The organism is Aliidiomarina maris (genome assembly GCF_003987335.1).
Classification (GTDB): Bacteria; Pseudomonadota; Gammaproteobacteria; order Enterobacterales; family Alteromonadaceae; genus Aliidiomarina; species Aliidiomarina maris.
The window spans coordinates 210,049-236,107 of sequence record NZ_PIPK01000003.1 but is presented as its reverse complement, the minus strand read 5'-3'; the positions used below and the strand labels follow the sequence as shown (position 1 = coordinate 236,107).

Below are 26,059 nucleotides of genomic sequence, written 5' to 3'. Positions count from 1 at the left end.
AGCGGATAGCGTTTATACCCGCGCAAATAATTCACGTACCTTTTGCAACGTGAAGTCGATTTGTGACACTTTCACCGGCGCAATAAAAATGGTGTCGTCACCGGCAATCGTACCCAGCACGCCTTCTTTGCGGCCGACTGAGTCGAGCAAGCGCGCAATCAGTTGTGCAGCGCCTGGGGAGGTACGGATAATGACCATAGATTCATTATGTTCCACTTCCAGCACTAACTGACTCACAGGGCTGCGCGCTGAAGGCACACTCAATTCTGAGGGCAGGCAGTAGACCATTTCTTGCTTCGCATTGCGCGTGCGCACAGCACCGTACTTGCTCAGCATGCGCGACACTTTAGACTGACTGATATTGGTGAAACCTTGAGCTTTCAGCTCGTCAACAATCGCCGTTTGTGAGCCATAGCGTTCCTCTTTTAACAGCGCTTTGAATTGTTCGGTCAGTAAATCTTGTTGTGGGCTGCTCATAGGCTAAATTCTATTCATTCAACTTTGGTCGATAAGTGTACCTCACACTTGCGCTCAGGCCTAGTAAAGCGTGTCTTGCGGTTGTTTTTTAACGCTTGATCCAGTAAGGTTTTACCCTCTCAAATCCGAGCTAAATGGAGTACATCATGAAAGTAGCAGTGTTAGGCGCCGCGGGTGGTATTGGTCAGGCGTTATCATTATTGTTGAAAACCCAGCTACCAGCTGGCACCGATTTGGCTTTATTCGACATTGCGCCAGTTACCCCTGGTGTGGCGGTTGATTTAAGCCATATCCCAACTGCTGTGAACGTGAAAGGTTACGGTCAAGACGGCTTGGCAACCGCGTTACAAGGCGCAGACATTGTATTGATTCCTGCAGGTGTTCCACGTAAGCCTGGTATGGACCGTTCTGACCTGTTCAACATGAACGCAGGTATCATCAAGAACTTGGTAGAAGCTTGTGCAGATAACTGCCCGAAAGCTTGTATCGCAATCATCACCAATCCAGTCAACACGACCGTAGCTATCGCTGCAGAAGTGCTGAAGAAGAAAGGCGTTTATGACAAGAGCAAATTGTTCGGTGTGACCACGCTAGACGTGATTCGCGCAGAAACGTTTGTCGCTGAACTGAAAGGCTTGAACCCTGAGAACGTGCATGTGCCAGTGATTGGCGGCCACAGCGGTACTACTATCCTGCCATTGTTGTCACAAGTGGAAGGCATTAAATTCTCTGACGACGAAGTGAAGCAACTGACGCACCGCATTCAAAACGCCGGTACTGAAGTCGTTGAAGCAAAAGCGGGCGGAGGCTCTGCGACTTTATCAATGGGTCAGGCAGCAGCGCGTTTTTGTCTGTCATTAGCCAAAGCGATGCAAGGCGAAGCTGTGACTGAGTACGCGTATGTCGAAGGCGACGGTGCTGACGCACAATTCTTTGCCCAAGCTGTGCGTTTAGGTACCAATGGTGTGGTTGAAATTCTGCCATACGGCACCTTAAGCGAGTTTGAAGCGAAAGCTAAAGCTGACATGCTTGCAAGCCTGAAGGGCGATATTCAAACAGGTATCGAGTTCGCGAACCAGTAATACCCTGTTTAGTGTAACGCGCACAACAAAGCTGAGCTTAGGGCATACCTAGCTCAGCTTTTTTTATGTTAGTCCGTGTTTTAACCAGGGCTCAGGGCGCCAGAACATTTTAGCGCTATTAACCAAGCTTCTACGGTTTGGGCATTGCGGGCTGGTAAGAAATAATCACCCTGCATCAGGAAGCAATTGCGTTGCATCAGCCAATCCCGTTGTGCGGCTAATTCAACACCTTCGGCCACACAAGCTTTGTTCAAGTTACTCGCCATTGCAAGAATGGATTCAATCATCGCTTCATCGGCACTGCTGCTACCGATGTCTCTGGTAAAGCTGCGATCTATCTTGATGACTTCAATAGGGAATTCTTTGAGATAACGTAGCGACGAGTAGCCGGTGCCAAAATCATCTAACATCAGGTCGACGCCAATTTCGTTTAATTGCTGCATGGCTCTGCGCGCACGCACGGTTTCTTCAATTAAAACCCCTTCGGTGATTTCGAGTTTTAGGGCTGAAGCGGGCAGTTCAAACTGCTCAAGTAGTGCACTCAGATAATGGGGTAACGAGGTGTGCCCCAAATGTTGGACCGACAGATTCACCGACAGGTAGAGTTCTGGGCTGACGCGACGCAAGCGCACTAAATCAGCCAGACCACGATGAATGGCTTGCTCGGTCATATTGACAATCAGGCCGAGATCTTCTGCCAGTGGAATAAAGGTTTCCGGGCTGATGGGTTGCTCATTGATGGACCAGCGCATGAGAAGCTCAATCCCTCGGCAAGTTTGCGTCCTGGCGTCGACAATGGGCTGATAATGGTTACGCACATGGTGTTGTGCCACGGCTTGTTTCAGCTCGGTTTCCAGATTTAAGCGCTGGCGCACTTTGGTGTCCATCGCGCTTTTAAATACCCGATAACAGTTACGCCCAGCGGCTTTGGCCTCATACATGGCGAGGTCGGCATGCTTGAGCAGTTCGTCACGTTGGCGCCCGTGCTGGGGATACAACGCGATGCCGATACTGGGTGAGATACGAATATGGTGTTTGTCGATAATAATCGGCTCGTTGACGGCGCTAAGAATACGCGTCGCGGTTTGATACACAGAGGGTTCGTCTGCTGCAGTCAGCAACACAATAAATTCGTCGCCACCTAAGCGTGCTACGGTGTCACTACTGCGCACACAACTGAGCATGCGCTCACCAATAATGCATAGCAATTTGTCACCGACATTATGGCCGTGACTGTCATTGATTTGCTTGAAGCGGTCAAGGTCCATGAAAATGAGTGCGGTTTGTTGCTGGTGCAGTGTGCCTTCGCTCAGCACGGCGTCAATCCGCTGAGTCAGTAACGCGCGATTCGGCAGGCCTGTGAGTGCATCATAGTTAGCGAGTTGGCGAAGTTTTTCCTCGGCTTCTTTCTGCGAGCTGATATCAGTAACCACGATGACGAACGCATGGTTTTGGGTTTGGTTATCAGCTACTGCACTAATATTAATCAATACAGGCACATAGCGCCCGCTGGCAAGGGATACAATGTCCTCGCCGCGCCACTGTTCGCCTGGACGCAAATTGCGCACGACTTCGCGATAGAACTGAATGCGTTCGGGCGCTAAATTATTAAAACCATAGTGAGCAATTTGCTCTTCATCTACCCCAAGCGCTTGGCAAAAGGCACGGTTGGCGGTCATTGGCAACTGCTCAGCATTGAGCAGTAACACCCAATCTTGGGTTTGTTCAAACGCCTTGCCGAACAGTAGCGCTTTCTCTTCGGTCGAGCGCGCGTTGGTTATATTCTGATACACCCCGGTAACACGTTCAGGCACACCGTCGGTGCCACGCGCTGTCACATGGCCGATGTCGTGGAACCATAGCCAGTGGCCGTCGCTGTGGCGCATCCGGTAGCTGCAATTAATGTCATCGCGTTCACCAGCCAACAGGGCCTGCCATTGGCGCGCTAAACCGGGGTAGTCACGGCGGTGAATAAACTCACGGTAATCTTCCAGGGTGACACCTGCAGCCTGAGTTGCGTAGCCAAGGTCATGGCTTAAGCGGGTTTCAAACAATAAATCGTCACTGCGATGCCAGTCCCAAATGCCGCTCTTGGTGGCGTTGATAGCTAACTGCAGACGTTCCTGACTTAATTCTGCGTGTTGTATACTGTCGCGTAAACGCGCGTGATGCTGCATTCGGTAGCGCGCAAGTAGCAGCAATATAAACGCAATCGCAATCACGTATAGGGTCATCGCAAGGGGGGAGCTAAAGGGCGGGTAGGCCACATAAATCCCCAATATGGCAGGCCCAGTCAGTTCACCATTACTCGGGTTAACCGCGCGCACACTCAAGGTGTAGCGTCCAGAACGCAGCCGGGGAAGTGAAATATTAGGGTCACGCACGCTTTGTAAGCTCAGCTGTTCGCGGCCAGTTAACTCAAAGTAGTAACGAACTTCATGGGGTCTGTCTAAACTGGTGGTTGAAACTTCAACGCGAATACCGCGGTTATCATGGTCTAAGCGCAGCTGATAGCGATGTAAATTACGGATCGGCAACGCCAAACGCTGCCCTGTGGTGATGTCGCTAATCGCTGAAATGCGCGGTGCCAATTGCACCGCACTGCGGTTTAGATTGCTCGGGTCAAATAATGTCACACCGCGCATCGAGCCGTAGGCAAGGCGTCCATCGTGCAGCTTGGTACTGGCTAGCAAGTTGAATTCATTGCTGCTGGTGCCATCCCGGTAGGTGAAACGTTGCGAATGAAAGGTATCTGGATCAATGGCAAGCAAACCATTCATTGAGCTAAACCAAAGCGTGCCGTTGTCATCTAACTGGCCCTGATAGACATCGCTGGTGGGTAAGCCAGTGCGGGTTGTCAGTGTATGCTGAAGCTTAAATTCCTGGTCAAATATTAGAATCCCATGGCCCAACAGGGTCATCCAGATTCGTCCTTGCTGGTCACTGACCATGCTTTCAACGTAAATGTCAGAATAAGGCTGGAATGGGTCGTGCTGATAAATGCGTTGAAGTGATTCAGTGCTGGTGTCAAATAGCCAGATTTCACTGGCTAAGGCCAGAATTATTTGCTCCGGCGCATGGGGCGCAACGCCAACAATCCGATACAAGTTCATCAAATCAAAGTCAGGCGCATCAAATTCGCTGTACAAATTGAGTTCAAAACTTTGCGTATCGAAGCTAAAAAGGCCTCGGGAATTGACGAACCAAAGGCTGGTACCGATTAATTGGTAGCCCCACATATATTCGCTGAGTAGTTCACGCGCTGTGGCGTCGGTGACCAAATCAGCCAACACCGTACGCTCGCCTGAGCTGGCGTCAAAGCGGTACATCTCGTCACTTTGATACAACCACAGCACATCGGCGTCTACAGGGTCCGGATACAAGTTGTAGACCGTGCCTTCATGGATATACGCCGAGTCATCGTCGGTGGCAAAAAACACCTCGTGGCGCACAGGGATGCTGTTTGTATCGAGTAGATTGAGTCCGTTTTGGGTGCCGGCCCATAAACGTCCGTCATTATCTTCAGCAAGTGCCCAAATCTGATTACTGCTCAGGCTTGGAAAACTTCCCACGCCACGGGCAATGGTTTCGAATACACGGGTTTGTGGGCGCCACTGGAACAACCCGTTGAACCAAGTCCCTAACCAAATATTACGGTCACTGTCGATAAACAGGTGGTGAATGCTGTTGTCAAAGACCGGCACGCTTGAATCGGCAAAGCGCAGTACATTGCTAAAGTGGTTGCGGTTGGTATCGAGCTGATAAAAACCGGTGTGCGCGGCCATTAGCAAATTATGGCGGTGGCTTTGGATTTGCCACACATTGAGGTCGGCGGCGACCACCTCAGTATCAAGGCTAACACTTGAATCCTGGGCGCTTAGGGCTTGTTCGAGTGCTTGCAAGGGCAGGCGATATAACCCCTGTACCGTGGCGACATATAAATAGCGGTCAAGCACATACAAATATTTACTATTTAGCTGGTTAAAATGGGCATCGGGGTCGTTCAGGTAATCAATTTCGGTGACCGCAAAGGTGTCGGTACGAATAGCATCAAGCCCTTTGGACGTGGCGACGAGAATATAGTCATTGAAAGCGATCGCGTGGCGGATAATATCGTAGTAATTATCACTTTGTTGGTCCACTTGGTATACGTCGGTAAGCTCATTGGTTTCCACATGCATGCGGCGAACGCTGGTATCGTTGCTAAAATAATAATAATCATGGTGGCGAAAAATATGGTTAATTTCCGCGAACCACCATTCATCAATAAGCTCAAAACCTAGGCGCTGCTCGAAGTTTTGCGCATTGGGTGAGAGGCTAAATAAGCCCACATTTGGAATAGCAAGCCACAGCACGCCGTCGTCAGTAAGGCGCAACATTGAGATATGGCGATTGGTAAACACCCCTTCGGGGCCTTTAATATGGTGGAAGTGATGGCCGTCAAAGCGGTTTAAGCCCGCGCCGGTTGCAATCCAAAGAAATCCGTCAGCGTCTTCAACCACACCGGTAATGGTATTTTGCGTTAACCCATGATTAACAGTGAAATGCTCTAACCTCACACTTTGGCCGTCAGTATTAGATGCTGCGGCATGCACCGCAGGGATCATCCCACCGAAGACGATGAGCAGCAGATATAAAAGCGTATATCGCATGCCGTTCCTTGTGCTTTCTATTTATTAGGCGTCGCGGTCGACGGCTAAATGCGCCAGGGCAATTAACGCATCTTTATACTCTGAAGCAGGTAAAATTTGCAGTGCTTGTTTGGCCTTTTCGGTTTCTTCTATTGCTTTCGTGCGGGCATAATCAAGCGCACCGGTTTGCTGCATGGCCTGCATCACCGCAGGTAATTTATCGCGCTGACCGCCCTGTTGGATGGCTTCACGAATCAGTGCTGCCTGTTCATAATCGCCATGCCACATCGCATATAAAAGCGGCAGTGTGGGTTTACCTTCGGCTAAATCATCGCCGACCTGCTTGCCCATCGTCGCGGCGTCTGCAGCATAATCGAGAATGTCGTCGACAAGCTGGAAAGCAGTGCCTAAATGGCGACCATAGGCGGCTAAGGCTTGTTCGATATCGTCGGGTTGTTCGGCTAAGACGGCACCCAATTGAGTAGCTGCTTCGAATAGGCGCGCGGTTTTACTGTAAATGACAGCGAAATAACGTGCTTCCGAGGTTTCCGGGTCGTTGCAGTTCATTAACTGCATAACTTCGCCTTCGGCGATGACGTTGGTGGAGTCGGCCAAAATTTCCATCACTCGCATTGAGCCCATGGAAACCATCATTTGAAATGCGCGTGAATAAAGGAAATCGCCCACCAGCACACTGGCTTCATTGCCAAACTTGGCATTCGCCGTTTCACGGCCGCGGCGCATGTCCGACTCGTCGACGACATCGTCGTGAAGCAAGGTCGAAGTATGAATAAATTCTACCACGGCGGCTAAGGTATGATGTTGCGTACCCTGATACCCAAGCGCACGGGCTGCAAGTACCGCCAGCAAAGGCCGTAAGCGTTTACCGCCAGCGCTAATAATGTATAATCCAAGCTGATTAATGAGCGCAACATCGGAACGTAACTGGGTCATTATCAACTGGTCGACAGCTTTCATTTCCGTCTCAGAGAGGCGTTTGATCGCCGCTAGATCCATCATCTTCTCGGGGTCTCTAAAGTCACGATTTGGCGCAGATTTTACAGGATCTTTGCTTTTTCGCCAGTGTTATGGCGGTCAGTTTGAAAAAGCTTGTTTTTTTGCCTATTTACCCTTGCGCTTAGCGCCTATTTTGCGTAAAATTCGCGCCCTGAATTGAGTTTTGAGCGCCCTGACTGGGCTGTGGAGAAGAATTATGTACGCGGTTTTCCAAAGTGGCGGTAAACAACACCGTGTCGCTGAAGGCCAAGTAGTTCGCTTGGAAAAGCTAGAGGCTGCAACTGGCGAAACTGTTGAGTTTGATCAGGTTCTAATGCTGTCAAACGGTGATGACGTGACTATCGGTGCACCTTTTATCAGTGGCGGTAAAGTCACTGCTGAAGTTGTTAACCACGGTCGTGCTGACAAGGTGAACATTGTTAAGTTTCGCCGTCGTAAGCACTCTCGCAAGCAGATGGGCCACCGTCAGTGGTTCACTGAAGTGAAGATCACTGGTCTGAGCAAGTAATTAAGGAGTAACGACAAATGGCACATAAAAAGGCAGGTGGTTCAACCAAAAACGGTCGTGACTCAGAATCAAAACGTCTGGGTGTGAAGCGTTATGGTGGTGAATCTGTATTAGCAGGTAACATCCTGGTTCGTCAGCGCGGTACTCGTTTCCACGCTGGGGACAACGTTGGTGTAGGTCGTGACCACACCTTGTTCGCGAAAGCCGACGGCAAAGTTTCTTTTGACGTTAAAGGCCCGAACAATCGCAAATTTGTTAGCATCGTAGCTGAGTAAGCTAAGCTAATAGAGCGAAACAGAAACCCCGCGTTTGCCGCGGGGTTTTTTGTTTATGTACCAAGTGGTACAAGAATTTTTTAAGAAAGGCAGGTTTGGCATGAAGTTCGTCGATGAAGCAGAAATCCGTGTAGAAGCCGGAGACGGTGGTAACGGCTGCGTCAGTTTCCGTCGTGAAAAATATGTTCCACGTGGTGGCCCGAATGGCGGTGACGGCGGGGATGGCGGCGACGTTTGGCTGATTGCCGATGAAAACCTGAATACCTTGATTGACTATCGCTTTGAGCGCTTCCATCGTGCTGAGCGTGGCCAGAATGGTATGAGCGCGAACTGTACAGGTAAGCGCGGACAAGATTTAACCATTACTGTCCCGGTCGGTACCCGAGCGCGTGACTTAGATACCGATGAAGTTATCGGCGATCTGACCAAGCATGGCCAGAAGCTGTTGGTCGCGAAAGGCGGCTTTCATGGGTTAGGTAATACGCGTTTTAAGAGCTCGACCAACCGTGCACCACGCCAAAAAACCAATGGCACCCCAGGCGAAGTTCGCAGGTTGCAATTAGAATTGTTGTTGTTGGCTGACGTTGGCTTATTGGGTATGCCGAACGCAGGTAAGTCGACCTTTATTCGTTCAGTGTCTGCCGCTAAACCTAAGGTGGCAGATTACCCATTTACCACCTTAGTACCAAACTTGGGTGTGGTGCGTACTGCAGCGCATCAAAGCTTCGTAATTGCAGACATTCCGGGCTTGATTGAAGGTGCTGCTGAAGGTGCAGGCCTTGGTATTCAATTCTTGAAGCACTTGGAACGCTGTGGCTTGTTGCTACACCTGGTTGACCTTGCACCATTCGACGGCAGCGACCCGGTTGAGCAAGCTGTTACCATTATCAGTGAATTAGGCAAGTACAGCGCGGCGCTGGCGGACAAGCCACGTTGGTTGGTGCTGAATAAAACTGACTTACTGAGTGACGAAGAGATTGCTGAGCGTGCAGAGCAAATTATCAATGCACTCGACTGGGAAGGTCCAGTGTATAAAATCTCTGCGTTCCAAGGTGATGCGCGCGATGTCTTAGTCAGAGACATTATGCAGTATTTGGAAACGCTCCCTAAAGCGGATGCTCAGGTGGAAGAAGCACCGCAGACCGTTGAGTTCAAATGGGATCATTACCATGATCGCGAGCTCAACCAAGTGGTGGAAGTTGATGAAGATGACTTGGATGACGACGACTTCGACGACGAAGACGATGATTTTGAAGTGATTTACACCAAAGAATAGCAACCGCCATGGATATTAGCTTAGTAGCCGCGATGGCCCATAATCGGGTCATCGGTAAAGACAATCAAATGCCTTGGCATTTGCCGTCTGAGCTCAAATACTTCAAAGAAATTACCCTGGGTAAGCCAATCATCATGGGGCGACACACGTTCGCCTCGATTGGTCGTCCTTTGCCTGGGCGCCATAATATTGTACTCACCAGTGCTGCGCAGATTGACGCCGATGTGAGTGTTGCGCACTCAATTGACGAAGCGTTACGCCTTGCTGGCGACGTGGATGAAGTGATGGTCATCGGTGGCGGCGATATTTACCGTCAATTCCTGCCCATGGCGACTCGCCTCTACTTGACAGAAATTGACCTCAAGGTGGACGGTGATACTTGGTTCCCTGAGTACGAAACCAACCAAAGCTCACCCAAATGGGTGAGAACTTTACTGCGCGAGCAGCCAGCTGAAGGTTCAAACCCAAGTTTTCGAGCGTATTTATTACAGAAATCGTAAAATTTGCCGATTAATTGCACGACGCTATTTATTTGCGCATACGATTTTTGTACTATACGCAGGAAATTACAACACATATTGGGGGCAAACATGTGGAAAGCTGTTGCTAGCACAGTGGCGGTCGCGTCTATAGCTATGGGCGTGAATCTGGCTGCATCAAAACCGGCACAAGCGCAAGACTTAGCGCTTAACTTATGCACGTACGTTCAGGGAGATGACCGTATGCGGATGCGCCAGCGTATTCGTGAGGAGCGGATCCGTTTACGTCAGGTGTATGAAGGTGTTCGTTGTAATGATCTCAGCTTGATTCAATTCGCTTTGGCGAATGGCTCAATGGATATTGGTACCTTTATGGTGAGCCAATTACCAGCGTCTACGCTGTCGCGTACAGGGGATTTAGCTTGGGCAGAGGCCAATGGTCACGGTGACAGCGAAGTGGCGCAAGCCATTCGTGAGCGCACCGAAGACTAAGCTTATACTGGCTATAGAAGATAAAAAAACAGCGCCTTAGAGCGCTGTTTTTTTATCTGCCGTCAGCAAGTCTGCACAGGCATTTACCAATTCAAGTTATCGCGTAGCCGAGCGTACTGATAATACAGGCGCTGCCCGGTGCGACGTAAGCCCGGTAATGAAAACTGCAACGGGGCGCGCTGATAGAATGGCAATGGCGGCAGTGTATGGCCAAGACGTCGCTGCGCAAGGCGTTTACCCGCTAAGCTAGCAAAAGAAATGCCCGCACCACAATAGCCCAATGCTGCACTAATACGCTGGCTATGCTGATAGCTACGAGGATAGCTATCGAGCGCAACGCTAACCCAACCAGACCATGCATACTTGAACCCGACACCCCTGAGTACCGGTAAAGTCGCTAGCATCGCTTGGTGCAGCTGGGCTTGGTATTTAGGGTGTTGTGCGTCTTTGCCACTAATTGCACCGCGACCACCGAACAGTAAACGTTGATCCGGCAATAGGCGGTAATAATATTTAAGTCTGCGAGTGTCCATCACCAGATCATTCGGGGTCAAACCAAGTTGCTCAACTTGCCAACGACTCAAGGGTTGGGTGACACCAATACTGGATAATGCGGGCAGTTGGCGAGTGGTCACTTGACTGAATAATTGGCGATTGGCATAGCCATTACTGCACAGCATCACATGCTCAGCCCGAATATGACCTTGGCTGGTGGCGACGTCGCAGCCAGATGGCAGTTCAGTGATATTCAGTGCCGCGCACTGGGTAACGATGCGAGCGCCAGCGGCACGGGCCAATTGCGCATAGCCTTGGGCAAGGGCCAGTGGATGTACGCGCCCAGCAGGGGTTTGCTCTAGTGCGCCGTGGGCATGGCGAACACCGGGTAACTGATGTTGTAAATCGGCGGCGGTGAGAAATTGGCGTGGCCATGGTGCGTGGTTGTCAGCGAGTTGCTGTAAGGGGGCAACTTGCCCTGAATTATGGGCAATACGTAAGTAGCGGCTTGCAGCATACTGACAATCTACCCCGTGCTCGGTGTGCATGCGAGCGGCCAATTGTTCGACGTGGCGCACTCCAGCATTAAACTCGTTGAGTACTCCAGCAGCGACGTCTGCACCGAATGTATCGGAATAATTCTGAATGCTTAAACGCCCGCTTGCGGGTAACACGAACCCTGCATTGCGGCTACTGCAGCCGGCTGCAATCGCGCCCGCATCAATCACTACCACGTTATGCCCGTGCTCGGCCAAGGTGAGCGCAGCATTCAGTCCCGTATAACCTGCACCGATAATCAGCGTCTCGCATTGCGCAGGCAATACGTTGCAGTTATCGGTAACCGGCGCCTCGGGCTGGGTAGGGTGCGCGCGCCAATAGCTGGTCACTTGTTGCTCATGGTTGAGCGGGATATGCGCATCCGTGAGCGGGTCATAGATGCGATAGCGATGCGCAGACATAAGCGTTTATAAGCTAATTTTGTTAAACGGTAATACCATTTCAGCCGCGGTACAATGGCAAATGCCGTCGCAAACTGGGCAATAGTAGCCGTCTTCAACGGATGCTAAATACCAGCGATCTGGGTAATCATCGATAAGTTCGCCACCACAGCGCGAAAAATATTCAAACGCGCTATTGTTGGGGCTTTGGCGCCATATATGCGCCAAACCTGCTTTGCAGCCTAATGCAGAGGCTTCAACTACCGAGTGTTGTAATAGGCTTTTTCCAATGCCTAAGCCCTGAAAGTCCTGGTCAATTGCAGCACATTTGAAGTAACACATCTGCTCGGGTTCGACCGGCCACTCGCTGGGCGAACAGTAGTCATCAATCGGCCATTGGCCGGGCGCAAAGGTCAGGCGTAAGCCAACCAACTGCTCGTCGGCATAGGCCAGCCAATGTAAATTGCGGCCATTTTTCTGCCCACGCGCAAAGTAATCTTGCACGTTGTCTTCAGTTAAATAGTTGTCTCCATGCACTTTATTTCCCAATACAATAACGGCGGCAAAATCTGCCGCCGTCATGGGTCGAAAGTGCAGACAAGGTTGACTTGTCATACAAGCTCCGTGGAATTAGTAACGATACGCGTCCGACTTGAACGGGCCAGCTACATCGACATGAATGTAATCGGCTTGCTTCTGAGTCAAGCGCGTTATAGTACCACCAAAACCTTCTACCATATAGCGGGCGACTTCTTCGTCTAATTGTTTAGGCAGAACTTCGACCGTTAATGCTTTGGCTTTGTCCGCTGCGCTCATCGCCGCAAATTTTTGCTCGAACAAGTGAATTTGCGCAAGTACCTGGTTGGCGAACGAGCCGTCCATGATACGGCTTGGGTGACCTGTAGCGTTGCCTAGGTTGACCAAGCGACCTTCGGCTAACAGAATCAGGTAGTCGTCATCAGCATCAGAGCGGTAAACCAAGTGGACTTGTGGTTTTACTTCGTCCCAACGCCAGTTCTTACGCATGTACGCAGTGTCGATTTCATTGTCAAAGTGACCAATGTTGGATACTACGGCGCCTTTTTTCAACGCTGCCAGCATAAACTGGTCACACACATTGAAGTTACCCGTGGTGGTGACGATTAAGTCGGTTTCGCCTAACAATGCGGTATTTAAGTTGCTGCCGTCACCACGGTTTTCACCATTCAGGTAAGGTGACACAACTTCATAACCGTCCATGCACGCTTGCATCGCACAGATTGGATCGATTTCAGTCACTTTTACAATCATGCCTTCCTGACGCAGGCTTGCAGCAGAACCTTTACCCACGTCGCCGTAGCCGATGACTAAGGCTTTCTTACCTGACAACAGGTGGTCGGTGGCGCGCTTAATCGCGTCGTTCAAAGAATGGCGACAACCATATTTGTTGTCGTTCTTTGACTTAGTGACAGAGTCATTGACGTTGATTGCAGGTACTTTCAAAGTGCCTTTTTGCAACATGTCGAGTAAACGATGCACGCCGGTGGTGGTTTCTTCGGTGATACCGTGAATTTTCTCCAACATTTGCGGATATTTGTCGTGGATCAGCAAGGTTAGGTCACCGCCGTCGTCAAGAATCATGTTGGCGTCCCACAGCTCACCGTCTTGCTTACAGGTTTGCTCTAAACACCACTCGTATTCTTCTTCCGTTTCACCTTTCCAAGCGAAAACCGGGATACCTGAAGCGGCCATGGCTGCTGCAGCGTGGTCTTGGGTTGAGAAAATATTACATGACGACCAACGTACTTCTGCACCCAACTCGACTAAGGTTTCAATCAACACTGCGGTTTGGATGGTCATATGGATACAACCAATGATACGCGCACCGGCAAGTGGCTTGCTGGCCGAATACTTACGACGAATAGCCATCAACGCAGGCATTTCAGATTCAGCAATTTTAATTTCTTTGCGGCCGTAATCGGCCAGCTTGATGTCTGCTACTTTGTAATCGGTAAATTCAGTCATTATGGTTTCCTGGATTAACGTGCCTGGATAAATGATTCATTAAGCGTTAGCGGTGGCTGCTTCCTGAGCCAAGCCAAGTTCTTGCAAGATAGCTTGCTGAGTGGCTGGTTCTAAGCGAGGGCCATAATTGCTAACCACTTCTGCGGCGCTGCGGCTAGCCAATGTACCGGCCTGTGCAGGTGTCAAACCACGAGTGATGCCATACAGGTACGCACCTGCGAACATGTCACCAGCACCGTTGGTATCAATCGCTTTGACCTTGAAGCCTGGTACTTGTACGCGTTGCTGCTGCTGTCCGATCACTGCACCCGCTGGGCCGCGCGTAATCACTACTTCTTTGGCGCAGCGCAATAATGCCGCCATCGCTTGGTCGAAATCACTTTCGCCTGTGTACTCAAGCGCTTCGTCTTCATTACAGAATAGCAGGTCGACGCCAGGGTCTAAGAATTCCTGCAACCCTTCTTTGAAATATTTCACCATGGATGAATCAGAGAAGGTTAAGGCCAACTTGGTGCCACGCTGGTTGGCTTCTTCGCGCGCTTTAGCAACGGCTTTACGTGCTACTTCTGAGGTCGCTAAGTAACCCTCGATATACAGGTATTCAGACTCGGCGATTTTATCAAGCTCAAGCTCATCCGTGGAGAAATCGATGGTGATACCTAAGTGCGTGCACATGGTGCGTTCCGCATCTGGAGTCACCATCACCACACATTTACCGGTCAGGCCATCGTTGTCCTGATGTTGTAAACGAGTGGCTACGCCTGCACTTTCTAAATCGTGGCGATAGAAAGCCCCAGCTTCGTCATTGGCTACTTTACAGCAATAAAATGCATTGCCGCCAAATTGGCTCAATGCCACCAGAGAATTCGCTGCGGAACCGCCGCCTGCGCGCTTCTCAAGTTTAAAATGCTGCTCAAGCTTGGTCAGCAAATCGGTTTGCTGCTGCTCGTCAAGCAAAGTCATGATGCTTTTTTCAAGCTGGTTCGCTGCTAAGAACTCGTCGGTGACCTTGTATTCTTGGTCGACAAGCGCGTTGCCAAGGCCAATGACATGATATTTCTTCATGGGTATAAAAATCCGTACGTTATTAAGGCGGGCATTATATATGAAGCGAACACAAGGATCGATGCTATGTTGAGCATCTTCACTGAATTACTAAGCCAATTAGCAATAAAGGACTGATTATCAACCAAGTACAAAGCTGTATTCGAGTCATTAAACGACCCAGCTTGGGCAATGCATGGGGGCTAGGTTCAGCCCCGAAGTGAAATTTTGGCCGTACGCGCTTGCGGCCATTCAGCATAATTGGCCCACCTAGGGTAATGTGCAGTCGAGACGCCACAGCGCGCCATATTTTGCCATCTTGGGCGTGCATATACGGCTGCTGGGCGAATCGCCAGGGCAAAACCTTGCCCCCCAACAGTTGCCGCATGGCAAGCATTAGCAATACAAGGTAGACACCTGGCCAGCTAAAGGCGCGAGCTAACCAGTTGGCGGCGAAGCCAAAGTCGCGCCATTGGGTTTGCGTTGCAGGCCACGCCTGAGCCAGTTGATAGATAATTCGGTAAGCAAGTGCGGCCAACGGCCCAACTACCACAAACCACAGTAGCGTGCTAACCCAAGCCTGAGTGATAAAACGGCTGTACCACTCGATTCCGGCTTTGGTGTTACCTAGTTCTGACAGGCGGCTAGTATCGCGGCTTACATAGGCTTGATTGAGTGCTTTAGCACGCTCGTTGTGACCAAGTTTAAGATGACCCGCGATGGCATTAAAGTCTTTACGCGCGCTACAGCTATGCAAGCAGACAAAGAGTATGAGTGCATCGATAATCCAATCCAGCTCACTTATCCACATCACCATGGCGACAATCACTAGCCAAGGTAGTGTCAGGCTAAGCAAAGCCATTAAACCGGAAATGCGTTGCTGTGAGCGACTGTTGTCAGGGCGCTGAACTTTGCGCGCCATACCAATCGCTAGCAGGTTAAGGGCATGGGCAGGGTGGCTGCGGCCAACGCCGCTGAGGTAGCGCTCAGCGACGATGATAAGGGTGTACAGCAGCCAGAGGCTAACCTCAGGCGGCCATTGGGGCAGACTGGCCATCGGCGCCACGTAATTTCGGACGTGCTGCACGCACGTAATCCGACTGGTGTAATTTAGATTCGATGAAACGTGCAAGCTCGTCGGCGCGATACCCTGACTTGGCTTTGAAGCGCAAGAATGGAATACCCGCTGCGGTTAACGAGTTTTTCAGAAACCAGTTGCGTTTCACTTGATGTTGGTTCGGCTCGTTGGCTTCGAGTTCAATCACTGCAACCACGCGCATGCCTTGGGTGCGGTCACACAACACATAATCAAGCATGCGGTTTGCCACTTTACCCTGGGCCTCGCGAACTGCCGCGCGTGACATGCCTTTATTACGTACGCTGACCACATCGCCTAATCGTACTTTGGTCAAAATGCGATATTGCTGGCCCAGGCCACGCTCGAGTAAGGTTAAAAATTGCTCTTCTGTGGCAGAAAATAAGCTTTCATCACGCTTTTTGTACGGGTAGGGGGCATAGCGCTCAGTTAAACGTGCGGCCAATAACGCCACTAACACTAACACCGCAATAAAACCAATAAGCAAAAATTCCATCACACACCTCAATTCTTGTGCTGTTGTTCTCTGCTGGAATGAAAGCAAGTATAGTGCCAAGTGTTATTAAAAATACAAAAGCGGCACTTGGCCGCTTTCGTATTAGGTATCTTAAAGGTCTGAAAGCTAATGCTTAACGAGCCAGGAAACCACCCGCAACACCCTTGGTCGCAATGCTCACCGCATCGTGGGCATGGAGTGATTCGTAATGGTTAATTCGCACCCAGAAATCGCGTACGTCCTGGCGCTGGTTCAAGCAATGCTTAATGCGGCGAGCCGCATCTTCGCAGAACATCAGGTTTTGGCCGTTCAAACGCGCGAACTCTTGCTCGTCCTCACGTTTAACCGCTGCTTGCACAGGCGTCTTCAACGTGTCTTCTACGGCATCGATCAAATCTTCGATCGGCAAATCAGTGCCGTCTTCACGTAATTTCACCTTGATATCGGCAATCGAACGTTGGCTGTGCGGTGTTGCAGGCACACCGTCGGTGGTGCCAAGCCAAGCCAGGACGTCGTCTTTGTCAATGCTGTCATCCTCAAAGCGCGCCGCAAAAGCGTCTTGAATGATCTGGCGTGCCAGTGCAGCTGAGCAAGGGCAAGTTGACGAATAAGGAATTTGCACACCTAACTCAATCTCCAGGCCTTGTTCGCTTAACACCGCTTGCAAAGTGACTGGGTAAGCCTTCCAGCCTTGCTTTTTGCTAATCAGTGACTTGCGACGCAAATGGTAGTCAAAGTGGAAGCGCACCATCGCGCTGCTGCTCAGATCAGCATGGGTATGAATAAATGTTTTTAGCAACGTGTGCAATTGCGCCGGCTGCAAGCTTCCGCTTGCGGACAGCTCGTCCACCGCTAAATACAGGCGAGACATATGAATACCCTTAGCTTGGGCATCATCGAGGCTGACAAATGCGTCAACTTTGGCACTGACTTGGCGGTCAGGCTGACCCGGCACCGTCACCAATAGCGGCATTTCGATATTACTCATGCCAACCCAGTCCAATGTCCCAACGGTTTGGGCACTGTCTTGATTGGCTATATCAGGCATTGAAGTTGGCATGCGTTCACTACTCCGCGATAAGGTGGTGTCAAATCTAGATTGACGGGTTATTATATCTGAGTCGGCCCGCTATTTTAACTCACAAGCGTTAATTGACTCGGCTCGATTGTAAAGTAGTACGCCAGCATACTAAATTTGGATTTAAACCAGCAAAACGGAAAATTTAATGAGCCTTATCAGTTATTCCGAATCAATTAACTTTGATTTGTTGAGTCAGTACCGTGACCTGCTTGGTAGCGAAGGGTTGAATGACAGCCTAGCAACCTTAGAATCCTTAATGCCAGACTATTTTGAAGAGCTGACTGCCCTGCGTGCCGCGGAAGACGAAGCCAGCTTTCGTCGTCAAGCTCACAAAATAAAAGGTGCCTGTCGCTCGTTGGGCTTCGCACGGATGGGCGAAGTGATGGCATTTTTAGAGCGCGATACCTGGACTTGGCCACAAGCCCAAGTGCAAATGGACGCTTGGCAAGTATGGATGCAGGAAGATGTGCCAAAAGTTAAAGCTTGGCTGGCCGCATAATTTGCATGTTGACCCACAAAAAAACCAGCCGAGGCTGGTTTTTTTATACAGTGACGCTATCAAACCGTACTGTTATTGAGAAATCTCAACACGCACGTCGCCAACGAAACGATAGCCTTCACCATGAATGGTGGTGATTAGGTTTGGCGTTTCTGGGTGCGATTCAAAATGGCGACGAATGCGACGAATGGCTACGTCCACAGTACGATCATTTGGACGCAATTCACGATCTAGCATCTTACGTACCAAAGTTTCGCGGTCATGAATTTTACCCGGTTGGGTCAAAAACAATTCCATCGCGCGATATTCGCTTTTCGGTAAACGGAACATTTTCTTGTCTGGTGAATACAGACAACGGCTATCGCAATCTAACACCCAACCATTGAAATGGAATTCACGTGAACCTTCGACTTTAGGTTCGTTCGGCTGCTGACTGTGCTCAATACGACGATATAAGTTACGTACGCGAATGGTTAGTTCTTTCGGATTGTACGGCTTGATAAGGTAATCATCGGCGCCAAGTTCTAGCGCAAGTAAACGATCTTCATCGCTATCACGGCCGGTTAAAAAGACTAATCCAATATTCTTTTGCTCACGTAATGACTCAGCCAGCTCTAAACCTGACTGGCCCGGCAGGTTGACATCCATAATGATCAAATCCACGGGCTGCTGCGCCATGATATTTTCCATTTGTTTGCCATCCGCAGCGTCAAACACTTCATAGCCTTCTTGCTGGAATAGGCGGGCTAAAGTTTGTCTCGTGACAACTTCATCTTCCACGATTAGAAGCTTTGCGCTCATAGTTTGTCCTGTCTTATGTACGATGTTGCAAGATTAAATTTAGATCTGATGGTTAGGATAAGTTTTTTGCCTATATAAATGCAAGTTTTCACGCTTAATTTGCATAATCAAATGCACATTCTATCGTCACTTCAAAGCCCTGTTCGGCTTCGCTGCGACAACGAATACTACCACCTAGCGTATGTGTGACTAAATTATACACCACATGCATGCCTAAGCCACTATTGCCTTGTCCTCGTTTGGTGGTCACAAAAGGGTCAAATATGCGGCGTAAAATATCTGCGGGTACGCCGCAACCGTTATCATGCCAACAAATGCGTAGACGCTGGTCGACAACGTGCACGCTGACCGTAATCGCAGGGTCGCTGGTGTGACTGAATGCGTGGGTAAGGGAATTATCATACAAACTGGTAATAATTTGCTGCCAAATACCGACTTTCGCCATAATCGGTTGACGTAACTCGCTCTCGATACTGACAGTGACATTGTCAGCCAGTTTACCCCGGTACTCACTGACAGCACGAGCGCTGGTCATAATATCTTCCAGCATTTGGTTAAAGTCTACGGCACTGGCATGCTCTGAGGCATGGTCTATCGCAATTTTCTTGAAGTCATTCATCAGCTCTACAGCGCGGGTCAAGTTACGCTGCAGAATGTCCACTTGTTCGTGCTGAAGACTTTGTTCAGGCGCTGCCTTGATCTGTTCTTCCAACATCGAGGCTGCGGTCACGGCTAAACCAAGTGGGGTATTAATTTCGTGGGAAATCCCAGCGACCAGTTCAGACAACGATGACAGCTTCTGCGCTTCAACTTGATGACCCTGATGCTGGTGGAGTTGTTCTAGGGTTTCTAATAATTCATGGTTGGCTTGGCGCAAAGCACTGGTGCGCTCGGTGACTTGCTGCTCGAGCTCACGATTCAGCGCAGCGCTTGCCGCTTGCGCTTTATCGCGTTCCTGAATGGACTGTTGAATGCGCTTTAATACCGTATTCAAGTTGTGGCTCAAGACGTCAATTTCGTAAAATGGCGCGCGTTTAGCGCGGATACTGTAATCGCGGGTTCTGGCAACTTCCGCGCTGGTGTGAATTAGCTGATTCAGAGGCCGGGTGAATAAGCCGCTGAGCAACGACGCCATCAGGAGTGCCATTAACACCGCTAAGCTGACCGCCAGCAGGGCTAAAACCGCAAAGGTTTGACGTGCCTCGGCTAAGCCGGAATGGTCGGTACGAGTAAACAGGTAACCGCGCTGAGTTGGCTGCACTGCGCGTAAGGTTTGTTGGGCCGGTGGTGGAGCCATAATCGGCACGATATAGTCAATGCCTTGGGGGCGTATCTGTGGTGCGCGCAATACTGCACTGCCGCCTTCGCTTTGAATGCGGGTGGTAATCGGCGCGATGCCGGCGCGATTGTAGCTACTTCGAAATTCAAGCTCGTCCTGGCTGTTGTATAGGTAGACGTGAACATTTAACAGGTGTGAGTTGGGGCGCAATACCCGTTCAAAGGCGTCTGCCCACTCGTGTGGTTGCTGGGACATGAGTTGGCTTACATGGATACTAAGTAAGTCGCCTAACTCAGCACTGCGCGCTGACAGCTGCTTCACCTGATACTGGTAACTATACCAAGCGAACAGGCTGACGCAGGCGAAGCAAACTAAGGCGCTAATGCCCGCGGTAGTAAGTAATAGCCCCTTACGCAGGGACCCTAGCATGGCTGCCACGCCTCAATAATTTTGAACTTATTGTTGTTCTGCACCTCTTCGACCTTGGCAAAATGTGGGCTTAACATATCTTTGTAGCCTAGAAAGCTGTTGGCTACCAAGGTCAGGCGACCATTTTTATGCAAGCGTTGCTTGGCGGCGGCAAAAAATTGCGCGGCAATGCTGTAGTCGGTTTTTTGTCCGGTATGAAACGGTGGGTTACTGACTATCCAATCGTAACGGTGCTGAATACGTTGCAGGCCGTCGCTGGCGACTAATTCAAAGTCACATGTATTTGGCTGCGCCGCTAGCGTGTGCTGACTGCAATTCAAGGCCAAGCTGCTAATATCGCAGGCAGTTAAATGTGCGACGGGGTAATGTGCACGCAAATAAGCACCAATAATACCGGTGCCGCAGGCGAAGTCGAGCACACGCTGGGGGCTCTTAGGGCGCGGTTTTTGGTGCAAGTAATCCAACAGTAGTTGCGTGCCTTGGTCAAGCTTTTGCTCACTAAATACACCGGGCAGGTTAAACACTTCAAGGTTCGAGTACTCGGCTAAACGGTAACTATGTCGATAGCTTGCCAGCGTAAACGGCGGTGCAACTTGGTCGCTACGGGTGCACGCATACAGCAAGCAATGGTTACCGCTGGCTAGCTTTTCGCTCTGCTGCCAGTACCCGCCGAGCTGTTTCACCACTGACTTGATGCCACCTTTATTGTGGCCAACCAGATGCACGGTTGTACCGCTTGTGGTGTATTGTGCGAGGTTATCCATTAGCATGTGTAGCAGCGCTTTTTCTTTTGGCACATACACCACCGCATGGGGGATAGTTTGGCTTGGTAACTCAGCCGCTAATGTATGCATCGGGTCATCGGCGCGGTACGCAGCATGCGCGTAAACAAAATGTGCACGCAACGTTGGAAGGCCCGGAGCCTGATGCGAGAGCGCGTCATTGGCATTAATCAGCCAGCTGTCAGGGGTCAAAATAGGGTGGCGTAAAAGTAATTGGCTGGTGTTATCCAACATACTGGTAGCTGAAGCTCCCGTGCTTAAGAATCAAGGTGGATGGACCGCGATTTTCCTCAATCCGTTTGCTTTCATACGTGCTGTGAAAAACCACGCCTGAGTGTAACACACGGTTGGCGTGGACGACGATCATTTGACGTTCGGGGGCCTCTTTTTGCAGCTCGTGCGCCCTTATTTTAAGCACCGTAATATTACGTCTATGGTTTTCAAGTTTGGGGTCAAGGGTACTTAAAAACCGCTCGAGCGTAGGGCCAGACATTTGGCGTTTTGCTTTGTGGCGTACTTTGGTGAGCTTATTCACAGTGGCGATTTCAGTTTTAAGTTCGGTCGTCAATGCATCCTTAGCTTGAAGGTAAGCAGGTGACGCTGCGGGATCTTGAATATTGATACGGGTGCGAGTACCAGCAGGGGCGCCAAGTTGCCCTGCATAGACATGGGTATTGGTATCGACGGTACCGCCGATCAATTTGCCTTTCGCCTCCTTACCTTCGCCGCCTAAACATAAAGTACCGCTGGTGATGACATGGCAGTGGGTCAATTGTTTATCCACAATCAGCCCTTTGGCAGCGCGTAATGTGGCGTATTGGCTATAGGACACCCAAATTGAGCCTGCCGCGATAATTTGGGTTGAATGTTCAATCTGAGCGTCACTTTCGTCGCTTTCATTCACTTCCGCTTGCTGACCAATCACCCCTTTGGTGATGGTAATATTGCCTTCAGCTTGCAAGAAGGCAGAATCTACGTAGCCGTTGACGGTGATATCGCCACCCGCAATCACGCGCATACCAGGGCCAACATTGCCACTGATTACGATAGAACCTTCATAATTAACATGCCCGGTGGTGGCATCCACTTTGCGCATGGTTAACACGTCATCAACGTGGGCGGTGTTATCCATGATGCGCGGTAAGCCCTGGCGCGCAGCGAGCAAAATATTATTATCGTCGGGACTTAACTCAGTGCCTTGACCGACTTTGAGCTCGCGGTTAAGACCAGGCACGGGGGCTAACGTTTGGCCTTTGACGGTGAAACCTGCACTGCCTGGCGTGGGGGGAATGCGCTTTAATATCGGGGTACCAGCCTCAATGCTAATGATTTCCCCTAGGTTGCGCATATCAACCCGGTCGCCGTCTGCTTGCTGTGGCCGTAATACTCGGTCACGTGCGTCCTGGGCGAGGGCTTCAAAGCGTGTATCGTCGCCGTCAATAGCGGCACGACCTCGCGCTAACACGACTTCGATTTCGCTACCGGGATCAGCGGTTTGGGTATGTAAAACTAGCTTTTCCATGCCCTGGCGCCGGATCCCCATCGTGATACCTGCTTCACGCAGCAATTTAAGTATTTTATTTAAGGTTAGGGGGTTACCACCGTAGGGAGCATGCACGCGAGCGCTCACTTGCATGTCGTCGTCACTGATGATGAGCTCGAATTGGGCCGGTAAGCATTGACCAATGCGTACCATAGCGCTGCCTTTTTTCACCATGGCCTTTAGGGCAGTATCAAATGCATTGTCGTCGAGCAAGCACTGACGCATGTCGGATTCAGCAAATGCTTGCGCCAATGCATTGACATCCAGCTCTGCGATCGCAAGGCTGGGGTCCACCTTTAAAAACAAGGTCTGGTCGGTTTGCACAAAGTCAATGCCTTGCATCAATGGCTACCTTTATTATGATTTTATGGTATCGCCGCTGGTGCTGTGCACCGCCGCTTGTATCATTTGTTTGGCATGCGGGAAATGAAAGCGTTGCAACACTTCCCGAATCGCTGTTACGTCAATCTGTGGTTGAGGCGCCATGGCTTCACTGATATAGCTGCTCACCCACTGCTCAAATAAACTCAACGACTTCAAATTATGTTGATCAAGTTGTTGAATGAGCTCGTTATATAACTTTTGTGTAGTACTTATGTCGTATTGTTGACCAGTATAGACAAGTTGCGGGTATTGGTCAGCTATTGCTTGCAATGTGGTGTGTAAATGTTGACGTAATGTGTCTTGCTGCTGAGCGGTCGGCAGCGGCGCGGGTAAGGTTAAGCTGGCGGCATAATCGGCGAGCTGTGGCGCGCCGCAGGCTGGGGCAAGGTTTTTTAAATCGTGCGCAAGACGTTGTACGTCGCTAGGGGCTAGAGATGACCAAGATACGTCGTGATAGCGTTGATAAAAGGTGCTCAACACACGTTCAAAGTGCGCCTCGTTGTGGTTACACCAGCGCAGGGCATAAGCTTTATCTATGATTGTCTTGGTCACTGTTGGCTCCCGGTTTAATCATAAACCAGCGTCGTTAGGGAGATTTAAGTTTTCACCCTAACATAGTATTCATCGCGCCACTAGCTCAATGCCTTGCTCTGAGCGCAACGCATTTACTACCGCAGCAGGAATCGTGATTTCTGCTGTAGCAGCAACCACTTGGCTATTAAATTCAATCAGACGCGCGTTAATGGTGACGCCGTCAACGCGGTTAACCGCGGTCGCGGCAAGAATATAATCCGCACTTTGAGTTTCACGTAATTCCATGTAATTACGACTCAGTGGAAAGTCGCCACGGGGGGTGACTCGCACCCCGTCGGTCATTTTAAATTCCACCACATGTAAATGTGCGCGGTGAAGTTCTGCGGTTAAACCTTCCTGCAGCTGCAATGCCAGCAAATCGGCTTGATTAAGGTCACCTTCAAGCCATGCGGCAGTCGTAATCATTACCCGCTCGCCACCCCGGACGTAGGTGCCCGAGTCCATCAGCTGCTGGCTTAAGTCACGGGCATATGGGCGGATATCCGTGTGAGTTTGCGGTGGGTAATTGGTACAGGCTACCAGTGTACTCAACAAGATGACGCACAAAGCAGTTTTAAGTGTGGAAAAGTAATTCATAATGAAGCCTTTAGCGTTGCGGACGACTTGCACCTACAGGCGCTGGGTCACGGTAAATAGACGCATCATTGGGTGACGTTGAATGTCGATAGAGCTGATTATAGCGAATCTCTGACATCTCCCCAGTGGCATGAATGCTGGCCCATGGGAAAAAGTGCGTCGCTGCACGGGCAACGCTGTTATCGCGCACATTGACCAAGCGCAAGTTCACCAACAGGCCACCGCTGACTTCGCTATAGGTACCGGTTAGGAAATAATCTAAGCGTTGACGCACACTCAGTTCTTCAACTTCGCGGCTTAACATCAGCTCTTGGCCGTCGTCAAAACGCAATTGCGTGCTGGTGCGATATTCGACAATATGGGCACCGCGGGATGCGGCAGCACTGACCAGACCTTCCTGAATTTGCTGCACCATGACACGGTCACGGCCGTTGCCTTCTTGGCGCAAACTATGTACCGGCACTAAACTACCAATACCGATGCGTTGAGCGTTCAACTGAGTCATAGTGCGGCTCGGAAATAAATCCGCAGCCAAATATTGGGTATGCTGTTGTAAGGCCTCGCCAGGGGTAGACGACACTGGCGTCTGCGCGCATGCCACCAATGCCAGGCAACCCAGAATGGATGAAATGCGCGCACTAAGGTGAGCTAAAGACATATAAAACCCCACGATGAAACTTGAATAACCAAGCTATCGGCCAAAAAGCGTGGGGCTTTAGTAATTTCCGTTGCGCACCGCTAGCTTGGGGAGTGGGCTAATCGTTCAATGGCACCGATTGGTAAGCTTCCACAAAAGTGTCCACCATTTCTGTTGCCATTGGCGCTTCGTCGCTGTCAAAGCACGCGATATGGAACAAGGCTTCACCTTCGTTACTCACGGGGATATTGCTGACCCCGATGACAATGCCAGTCACAGTCGCTTTGACCGGGGTACTGTGACCACCATGTGGTGGTGTTACCCGAGCGATGACTTGACCACGGCTCACCGTCTGGCCCAATTCGGCCAGCTTGATCACTAAGCCGTCGCTTTCACTGCGCACCCACACGGACTTTTGCGCCCACACTGGCTTTACTTTTTTACGTGTGCGGCGGCCTTTCAGCATTTTCAGCATCTTCAGTACGTTGGTCACGCCATTGACACCGGCTTCAATCGACGCGGTGTCAAAGCGTAGTGCTTCACCCGCCTCATACAGAATGAGCGGAATATCCAGCTCTCCCGCCAGTGCGCGAAGCGAACCGTCGCGATCTTTGGAGTTCATAATCACCGGGCAGTTAAACGCTTCGGCCATTTCACAAGCCATTTCGTTGTCCATATTGACGCGGATTTGCGGCAAGTTACTGCGGTGAATTGCCCCGGTGTGTAAATCAATAATGTGGGTCGCACGCTGCACCAATTGGGTATTAAACAAGTGCGCCAAGCGACTGCCTAAAGCGCCGCGCTCAGACCCAGGAAAGCAGCGGTTCAGGTCGCGCCGGTCGGGTAAATAGCGCGATTGCTGAATAAAGCCAAACATGTTTACCACTGGCACCAGCATCAGCGTGCCGTGTAATTGGGTGGGGTCAATTTGCTCGGCCACCCGGCGGCATATTTCAATGCCATTGAGCTCGTCCCCATGAATCGCGGCACAAACTAACATCACAGGGCCTTTTTTAACCCCGTGTAGAACTTCTACATGCAAGTCCATAGGCGCGTCGTTGTACAAACGCGCCGCAGGCAAATGGATACTCGCTCGGCTACCCGGGGCGACTTTATGATCATGTAATACGAAGGCTTTCATGCT

Annotated in this window: 25 protein-coding genes; 7 read left to right on the top strand and 18 right to left on the bottom strand. The window is 50.4% G+C overall.

All coding sequences use genetic code 11. The features are described from left to right. Positions 1–12: 12 nt before the first annotated feature. Entirely contained in the window at positions 13–477 is a 465-nt protein-coding gene (gene argR / locus CWE07_RS05330) for a transcriptional regulator ArgR (protein ID WP_111568414.1), read from the bottom strand. A 146-nt stretch (positions 478–623) separates the two neighbouring features. Here argR and mdh point away from each other — a divergent pair, with 146 nt between their 5' ends. Beyond that, on the top strand, positions 624–1,559 hold the full coding sequence (gene mdh, locus CWE07_RS05325) for a malate dehydrogenase (protein ID WP_111568415.1): 936 nt from the start codon (positions 624–626) through the stop codon (positions 1,557–1,559). Between the two features lie 80 nt (positions 1,560–1,639). On the opposite strand, the gene CWE07_RS05320 is transcribed toward mdh, so the two are convergent. Continuing rightward, entirely contained in the window at positions 1,640–6,211 is a 4,572-nt protein-coding gene (locus tag CWE07_RS05320) for an EAL domain-containing protein (protein ID WP_111568416.1), read from the bottom strand. A 24-nt stretch (positions 6,212–6,235) separates the two neighbouring features. Further along, positions 6,236–7,207, bottom strand: a complete 972-nt coding sequence (gene ispB, locus CWE07_RS05315; RefSeq protein WP_111568417.1) for an octaprenyl diphosphate synthase — start codon at positions 7,205–7,207, stop codon at positions 6,236–6,238. Positions 7,208–7,403: 196 nt separating this feature from the next. Between ispB and rplU the strand changes: the two genes are divergently transcribed. The 5 genes from rplU (at position 7,404) to CWE07_RS05290 (ending at position 10,237) form a co-directional block, all read left to right on the top strand. Further along, complete coding sequence (rplU, locus tag CWE07_RS05310; protein WP_111568418.1) at positions 7,404–7,715, top strand: 50S ribosomal protein L21; 312 nt, start codon at positions 7,404–7,406, stop codon at positions 7,713–7,715. 17 nt (positions 7,716–7,732) lie between these two features. Further along, positions 7,733–7,990, top strand: coding sequence for a 50S ribosomal protein L27 (gene rpmA / locus CWE07_RS05305; RefSeq protein ID WP_111568419.1), 258 nt, complete (start codon positions 7,733–7,735; stop codon positions 7,988–7,990). 100 nt (positions 7,991–8,090) lie between these two features. After that, positions 8,091–9,266, top strand: a complete 1,176-nt coding sequence (gene cgtA / locus CWE07_RS05300; protein ID WP_111568616.1) for an Obg family GTPase CgtA — start codon at positions 8,091–8,093, stop codon at positions 9,264–9,266. Between the two features lie 8 nt (positions 9,267–9,274). Then, positions 9,275–9,766: a type 3 dihydrofolate reductase gene (folA, locus tag CWE07_RS05295; RefSeq protein WP_111568420.1), complete on the top strand. Its 492-nt coding sequence runs from the start codon at positions 9,275–9,277 to the stop codon at positions 9,764–9,766. 90 nt (positions 9,767–9,856) lie between these two features. Then, positions 9,857–10,237, top strand: a complete 381-nt coding sequence (locus CWE07_RS05290) for a DUF3718 domain-containing protein (protein WP_111568421.1) — start codon at positions 9,857–9,859, stop codon at positions 10,235–10,237. 83 nt (positions 10,238–10,320) lie between these two features. On the opposite strand, the gene CWE07_RS05285 is transcribed toward CWE07_RS05290, so the two are convergent. From CWE07_RS05285 to folE2, 7 genes are all read right to left on the bottom strand, one after another. Then, entirely contained in the window at positions 10,321–11,691 is a 1,371-nt protein-coding gene (locus tag CWE07_RS05285) for an NAD(P)/FAD-dependent oxidoreductase (protein WP_111568422.1), read from the bottom strand. A gap of 6 nt (positions 11,692–11,697) precedes the next feature. Next, positions 11,698–12,285 carry a GNAT family N-acetyltransferase gene (locus CWE07_RS05280; RefSeq protein WP_111568423.1) on the bottom strand — a complete coding sequence of 196 codons (588 nt, stop codon included), beginning with the start codon at positions 12,283–12,285 and terminating at the stop codon, positions 11,698–11,700. A gap of 15 nt (positions 12,286–12,300) precedes the next feature. Continuing rightward, positions 12,301–13,674 (bottom strand): adenosylhomocysteinase, encoded by a 1,374-nt coding sequence (gene ahcY / locus CWE07_RS05275; protein WP_111568424.1) that lies wholly within the window; start codon positions 13,672–13,674, stop codon positions 12,301–12,303. A gap of 39 nt (positions 13,675–13,713) precedes the next feature. Then, a complete protein-coding gene (locus CWE07_RS05270; protein ID WP_111568425.1) occupies positions 13,714–14,739 on the bottom strand; it encodes an adenosine kinase in 1,026 nt (341 codons plus the stop codon). A 79-nt stretch (positions 14,740–14,818) separates the two neighbouring features. Further along, positions 14,819–15,775, bottom strand: a complete 957-nt coding sequence (locus CWE07_RS05265; protein ID WP_111568426.1) for a cobalamin biosynthesis protein CobD/CbiB — start codon at positions 15,773–15,775, stop codon at positions 14,819–14,821. Then, positions 15,747–16,310 carry a DUF2726 domain-containing protein gene (locus tag CWE07_RS05260; RefSeq protein WP_111568427.1) on the bottom strand — a complete coding sequence of 188 codons (564 nt, stop codon included), beginning with the start codon at positions 16,308–16,310 and terminating at the stop codon, positions 15,747–15,749. The genes CWE07_RS05265 and CWE07_RS05260 overlap by 29 nt, the downstream gene beginning before the upstream one ends. A gap of 133 nt (positions 16,311–16,443) precedes the next feature. Further along, entirely contained in the window at positions 16,444–17,370 is a 927-nt protein-coding gene (gene folE2, locus CWE07_RS05255) for a GTP cyclohydrolase FolE2 (protein ID WP_111568428.1), read from the bottom strand. 166 nt (positions 17,371–17,536) lie between these two features. Here folE2 and CWE07_RS05250 point away from each other — a divergent pair, with 166 nt between their 5' ends. Beyond that, entirely contained in the window at positions 17,537–17,890 is a 354-nt protein-coding gene (locus CWE07_RS05250; protein ID WP_111568429.1) for an Hpt domain-containing protein, read from the top strand. Between the two features lie 72 nt (positions 17,891–17,962). Here CWE07_RS05250 and arcA read toward each other — a convergent pair whose 3' ends face one another. The 8 genes from arcA to CWE07_RS05210 all read right to left on the bottom strand — a co-directional run bounded on the left by arcA (position 17,963) and on the right by CWE07_RS05210 (position 26,056). Continuing rightward, on the bottom strand, positions 17,963–18,691 hold the full coding sequence (gene arcA / locus CWE07_RS05245; protein WP_111568430.1) for a two-component system response regulator ArcA: 729 nt from the start codon (positions 18,689–18,691) through the stop codon (positions 17,963–17,965). 94 nt (positions 18,692–18,785) lie between these two features. Next, positions 18,786–20,399 carry a sensor histidine kinase gene (locus CWE07_RS05240; RefSeq protein WP_111568431.1) on the bottom strand — a complete coding sequence of 538 codons (1,614 nt, stop codon included), beginning with the start codon at positions 20,397–20,399 and terminating at the stop codon, positions 18,786–18,788. Beyond that, on the bottom strand, positions 20,393–21,415 hold the full coding sequence (locus CWE07_RS05235; protein ID WP_111568432.1) for a methyltransferase: 1,023 nt from the start codon (positions 21,413–21,415) through the stop codon (positions 20,393–20,395). The genes CWE07_RS05240 and CWE07_RS05235 overlap by 7 nt, the downstream gene beginning before the upstream one ends. Continuing rightward, the gene (locus CWE07_RS05230; RefSeq protein WP_111568433.1) at positions 21,405–23,066 is read right to left on the bottom strand and encodes a DUF342 domain-containing protein; all 1,662 of its coding nucleotides are present in this window, start codon (positions 23,064–23,066) and stop codon (positions 21,405–21,407) included. The genes CWE07_RS05235 and CWE07_RS05230 overlap by 11 nt, the downstream gene beginning before the upstream one ends. Before the next feature lie 15 nt (positions 23,067–23,081). Then, on the bottom strand, positions 23,082–23,660 hold the full coding sequence (locus CWE07_RS05225) for a hypothetical protein (RefSeq protein WP_111568434.1): 579 nt from the start codon (positions 23,658–23,660) through the stop codon (positions 23,082–23,084). Positions 23,661–23,729: 69 nt separating this feature from the next. After that, positions 23,730–24,278, bottom strand: coding sequence for a FlgO family outer membrane protein (locus CWE07_RS05220; RefSeq protein WP_111568435.1), 549 nt, complete (start codon positions 24,276–24,278; stop codon positions 23,730–23,732). 10 nt (positions 24,279–24,288) lie between these two features. Then, on the bottom strand, positions 24,289–24,936 hold the full coding sequence (locus CWE07_RS05215) for a FlgO family outer membrane protein (protein ID WP_111568436.1): 648 nt from the start codon (positions 24,934–24,936) through the stop codon (positions 24,289–24,291). 97 nt (positions 24,937–25,033) lie between these two features. Further along, positions 25,034–26,056: a succinylglutamate desuccinylase/aspartoacylase family protein gene (locus tag CWE07_RS05210; RefSeq protein ID WP_111568437.1), complete on the bottom strand. Its 1,023-nt coding sequence runs from the start codon at positions 26,054–26,056 to the stop codon at positions 25,034–25,036. Positions 26,057–26,059 lie beyond the last annotated feature (3 nt).

Coding starts and splice junctions, on each gene's coding strand:
- argR (WP_111568414.1), bottom strand. CDS start 477: ATGAGCAGCCCACAACAAGATTTACTGACCGAACAATTCAAAGCGCTG.
- mdh (WP_111568415.1), top strand. CDS start 624: ATGAAAGTAGCAGTGTTAGGCGCCGCGGGTGGTATTGGTCAGGCGTTA.
- CWE07_RS05320 (WP_111568416.1), bottom strand. CDS start 6,211: ATGCGATATACGCTTTTATATCTGCTGCTCATCGTCTTCGGTGGGATG.
- ispB (WP_111568417.1), bottom strand. CDS start 7,207: ATGGATCTAGCGGCGATCAAACGCCTCTCTGAGACGGAAATGAAAGCT.
- rplU (WP_111568418.1), top strand. CDS start 7,404: ATGTACGCGGTTTTCCAAAGTGGCGGTAAACAACACCGTGTCGCTGAA.
- rpmA (WP_111568419.1), top strand. CDS start 7,733: ATGGCACATAAAAAGGCAGGTGGTTCAACCAAAAACGGTCGTGACTCA.
- cgtA (WP_111568616.1), top strand. CDS start 8,091: ATGAAGTTCGTCGATGAAGCAGAAATCCGTGTAGAAGCCGGAGACGGT.
- folA (WP_111568420.1), top strand. CDS start 9,275: ATGGATATTAGCTTAGTAGCCGCGATGGCCCATAATCGGGTCATCGGT.
- CWE07_RS05290 (WP_111568421.1), top strand. CDS start 9,857: ATGTGGAAAGCTGTTGCTAGCACAGTGGCGGTCGCGTCTATAGCTATG.
- CWE07_RS05285 (WP_111568422.1), bottom strand. CDS start 11,691: ATGTCTGCGCATCGCTATCGCATCTATGACCCGCTCACGGATGCGCAT.
- CWE07_RS05280 (WP_111568423.1), bottom strand. CDS start 12,285: ATGACAAGTCAACCTTGTCTGCACTTTCGACCCATGACGGCGGCAGAT.
- ahcY (WP_111568424.1), bottom strand. CDS start 13,674: ATGACTGAATTTACCGATTACAAAGTAGCAGACATCAAGCTGGCCGAT.
- CWE07_RS05270 (WP_111568425.1), bottom strand. CDS start 14,739: ATGAAGAAATATCATGTCATTGGCCTTGGCAACGCGCTTGTCGACCAA.
- CWE07_RS05265 (WP_111568426.1), bottom strand. CDS start 15,775: ATGGCCAGTCTGCCCCAATGGCCGCCTGAGGTTAGCCTCTGGCTGCTG.
- CWE07_RS05260 (WP_111568427.1), bottom strand. CDS start 16,310: ATGGAATTTTTGCTTATTGGTTTTATTGCGGTGTTAGTGTTAGTGGCG.
- folE2 (WP_111568428.1), bottom strand. CDS start 17,370: ATGCCAACTTCAATGCCTGATATAGCCAATCAAGACAGTGCCCAAACC.
- CWE07_RS05250 (WP_111568429.1), top strand. CDS start 17,537: ATGAGCCTTATCAGTTATTCCGAATCAATTAACTTTGATTTGTTGAGT.
- arcA (WP_111568430.1), bottom strand. CDS start 18,691: ATGAGCGCAAAGCTTCTAATCGTGGAAGATGAAGTTGTCACGAGACAA.
- CWE07_RS05240 (WP_111568431.1), bottom strand. CDS start 20,399: ATGCTAGGGTCCCTGCGTAAGGGGCTATTACTTACTACCGCGGGCATT.
- CWE07_RS05235 (WP_111568432.1), bottom strand. CDS start 21,415: ATGTTGGATAACACCAGCCAATTACTTTTACGCCACCCTATTTTGACC.
- CWE07_RS05230 (WP_111568433.1), bottom strand. CDS start 23,066: ATGCAAGGCATTGACTTTGTGCAAACCGACCAGACCTTGTTTTTAAAG.
- CWE07_RS05220 (WP_111568435.1), bottom strand. CDS start 24,278: ATGAATTACTTTTCCACACTTAAAACTGCTTTGTGCGTCATCTTGTTG.
- CWE07_RS05215 (WP_111568436.1), bottom strand. CDS start 24,936: ATGTCTTTAGCTCACCTTAGTGCGCGCATTTCATCCATTCTGGGTTGC.
- CWE07_RS05210 (WP_111568437.1), bottom strand. CDS start 26,056: ATGAAAGCCTTCGTATTACATGATCATAAAGTCGCCCCGGGTAGCCGA.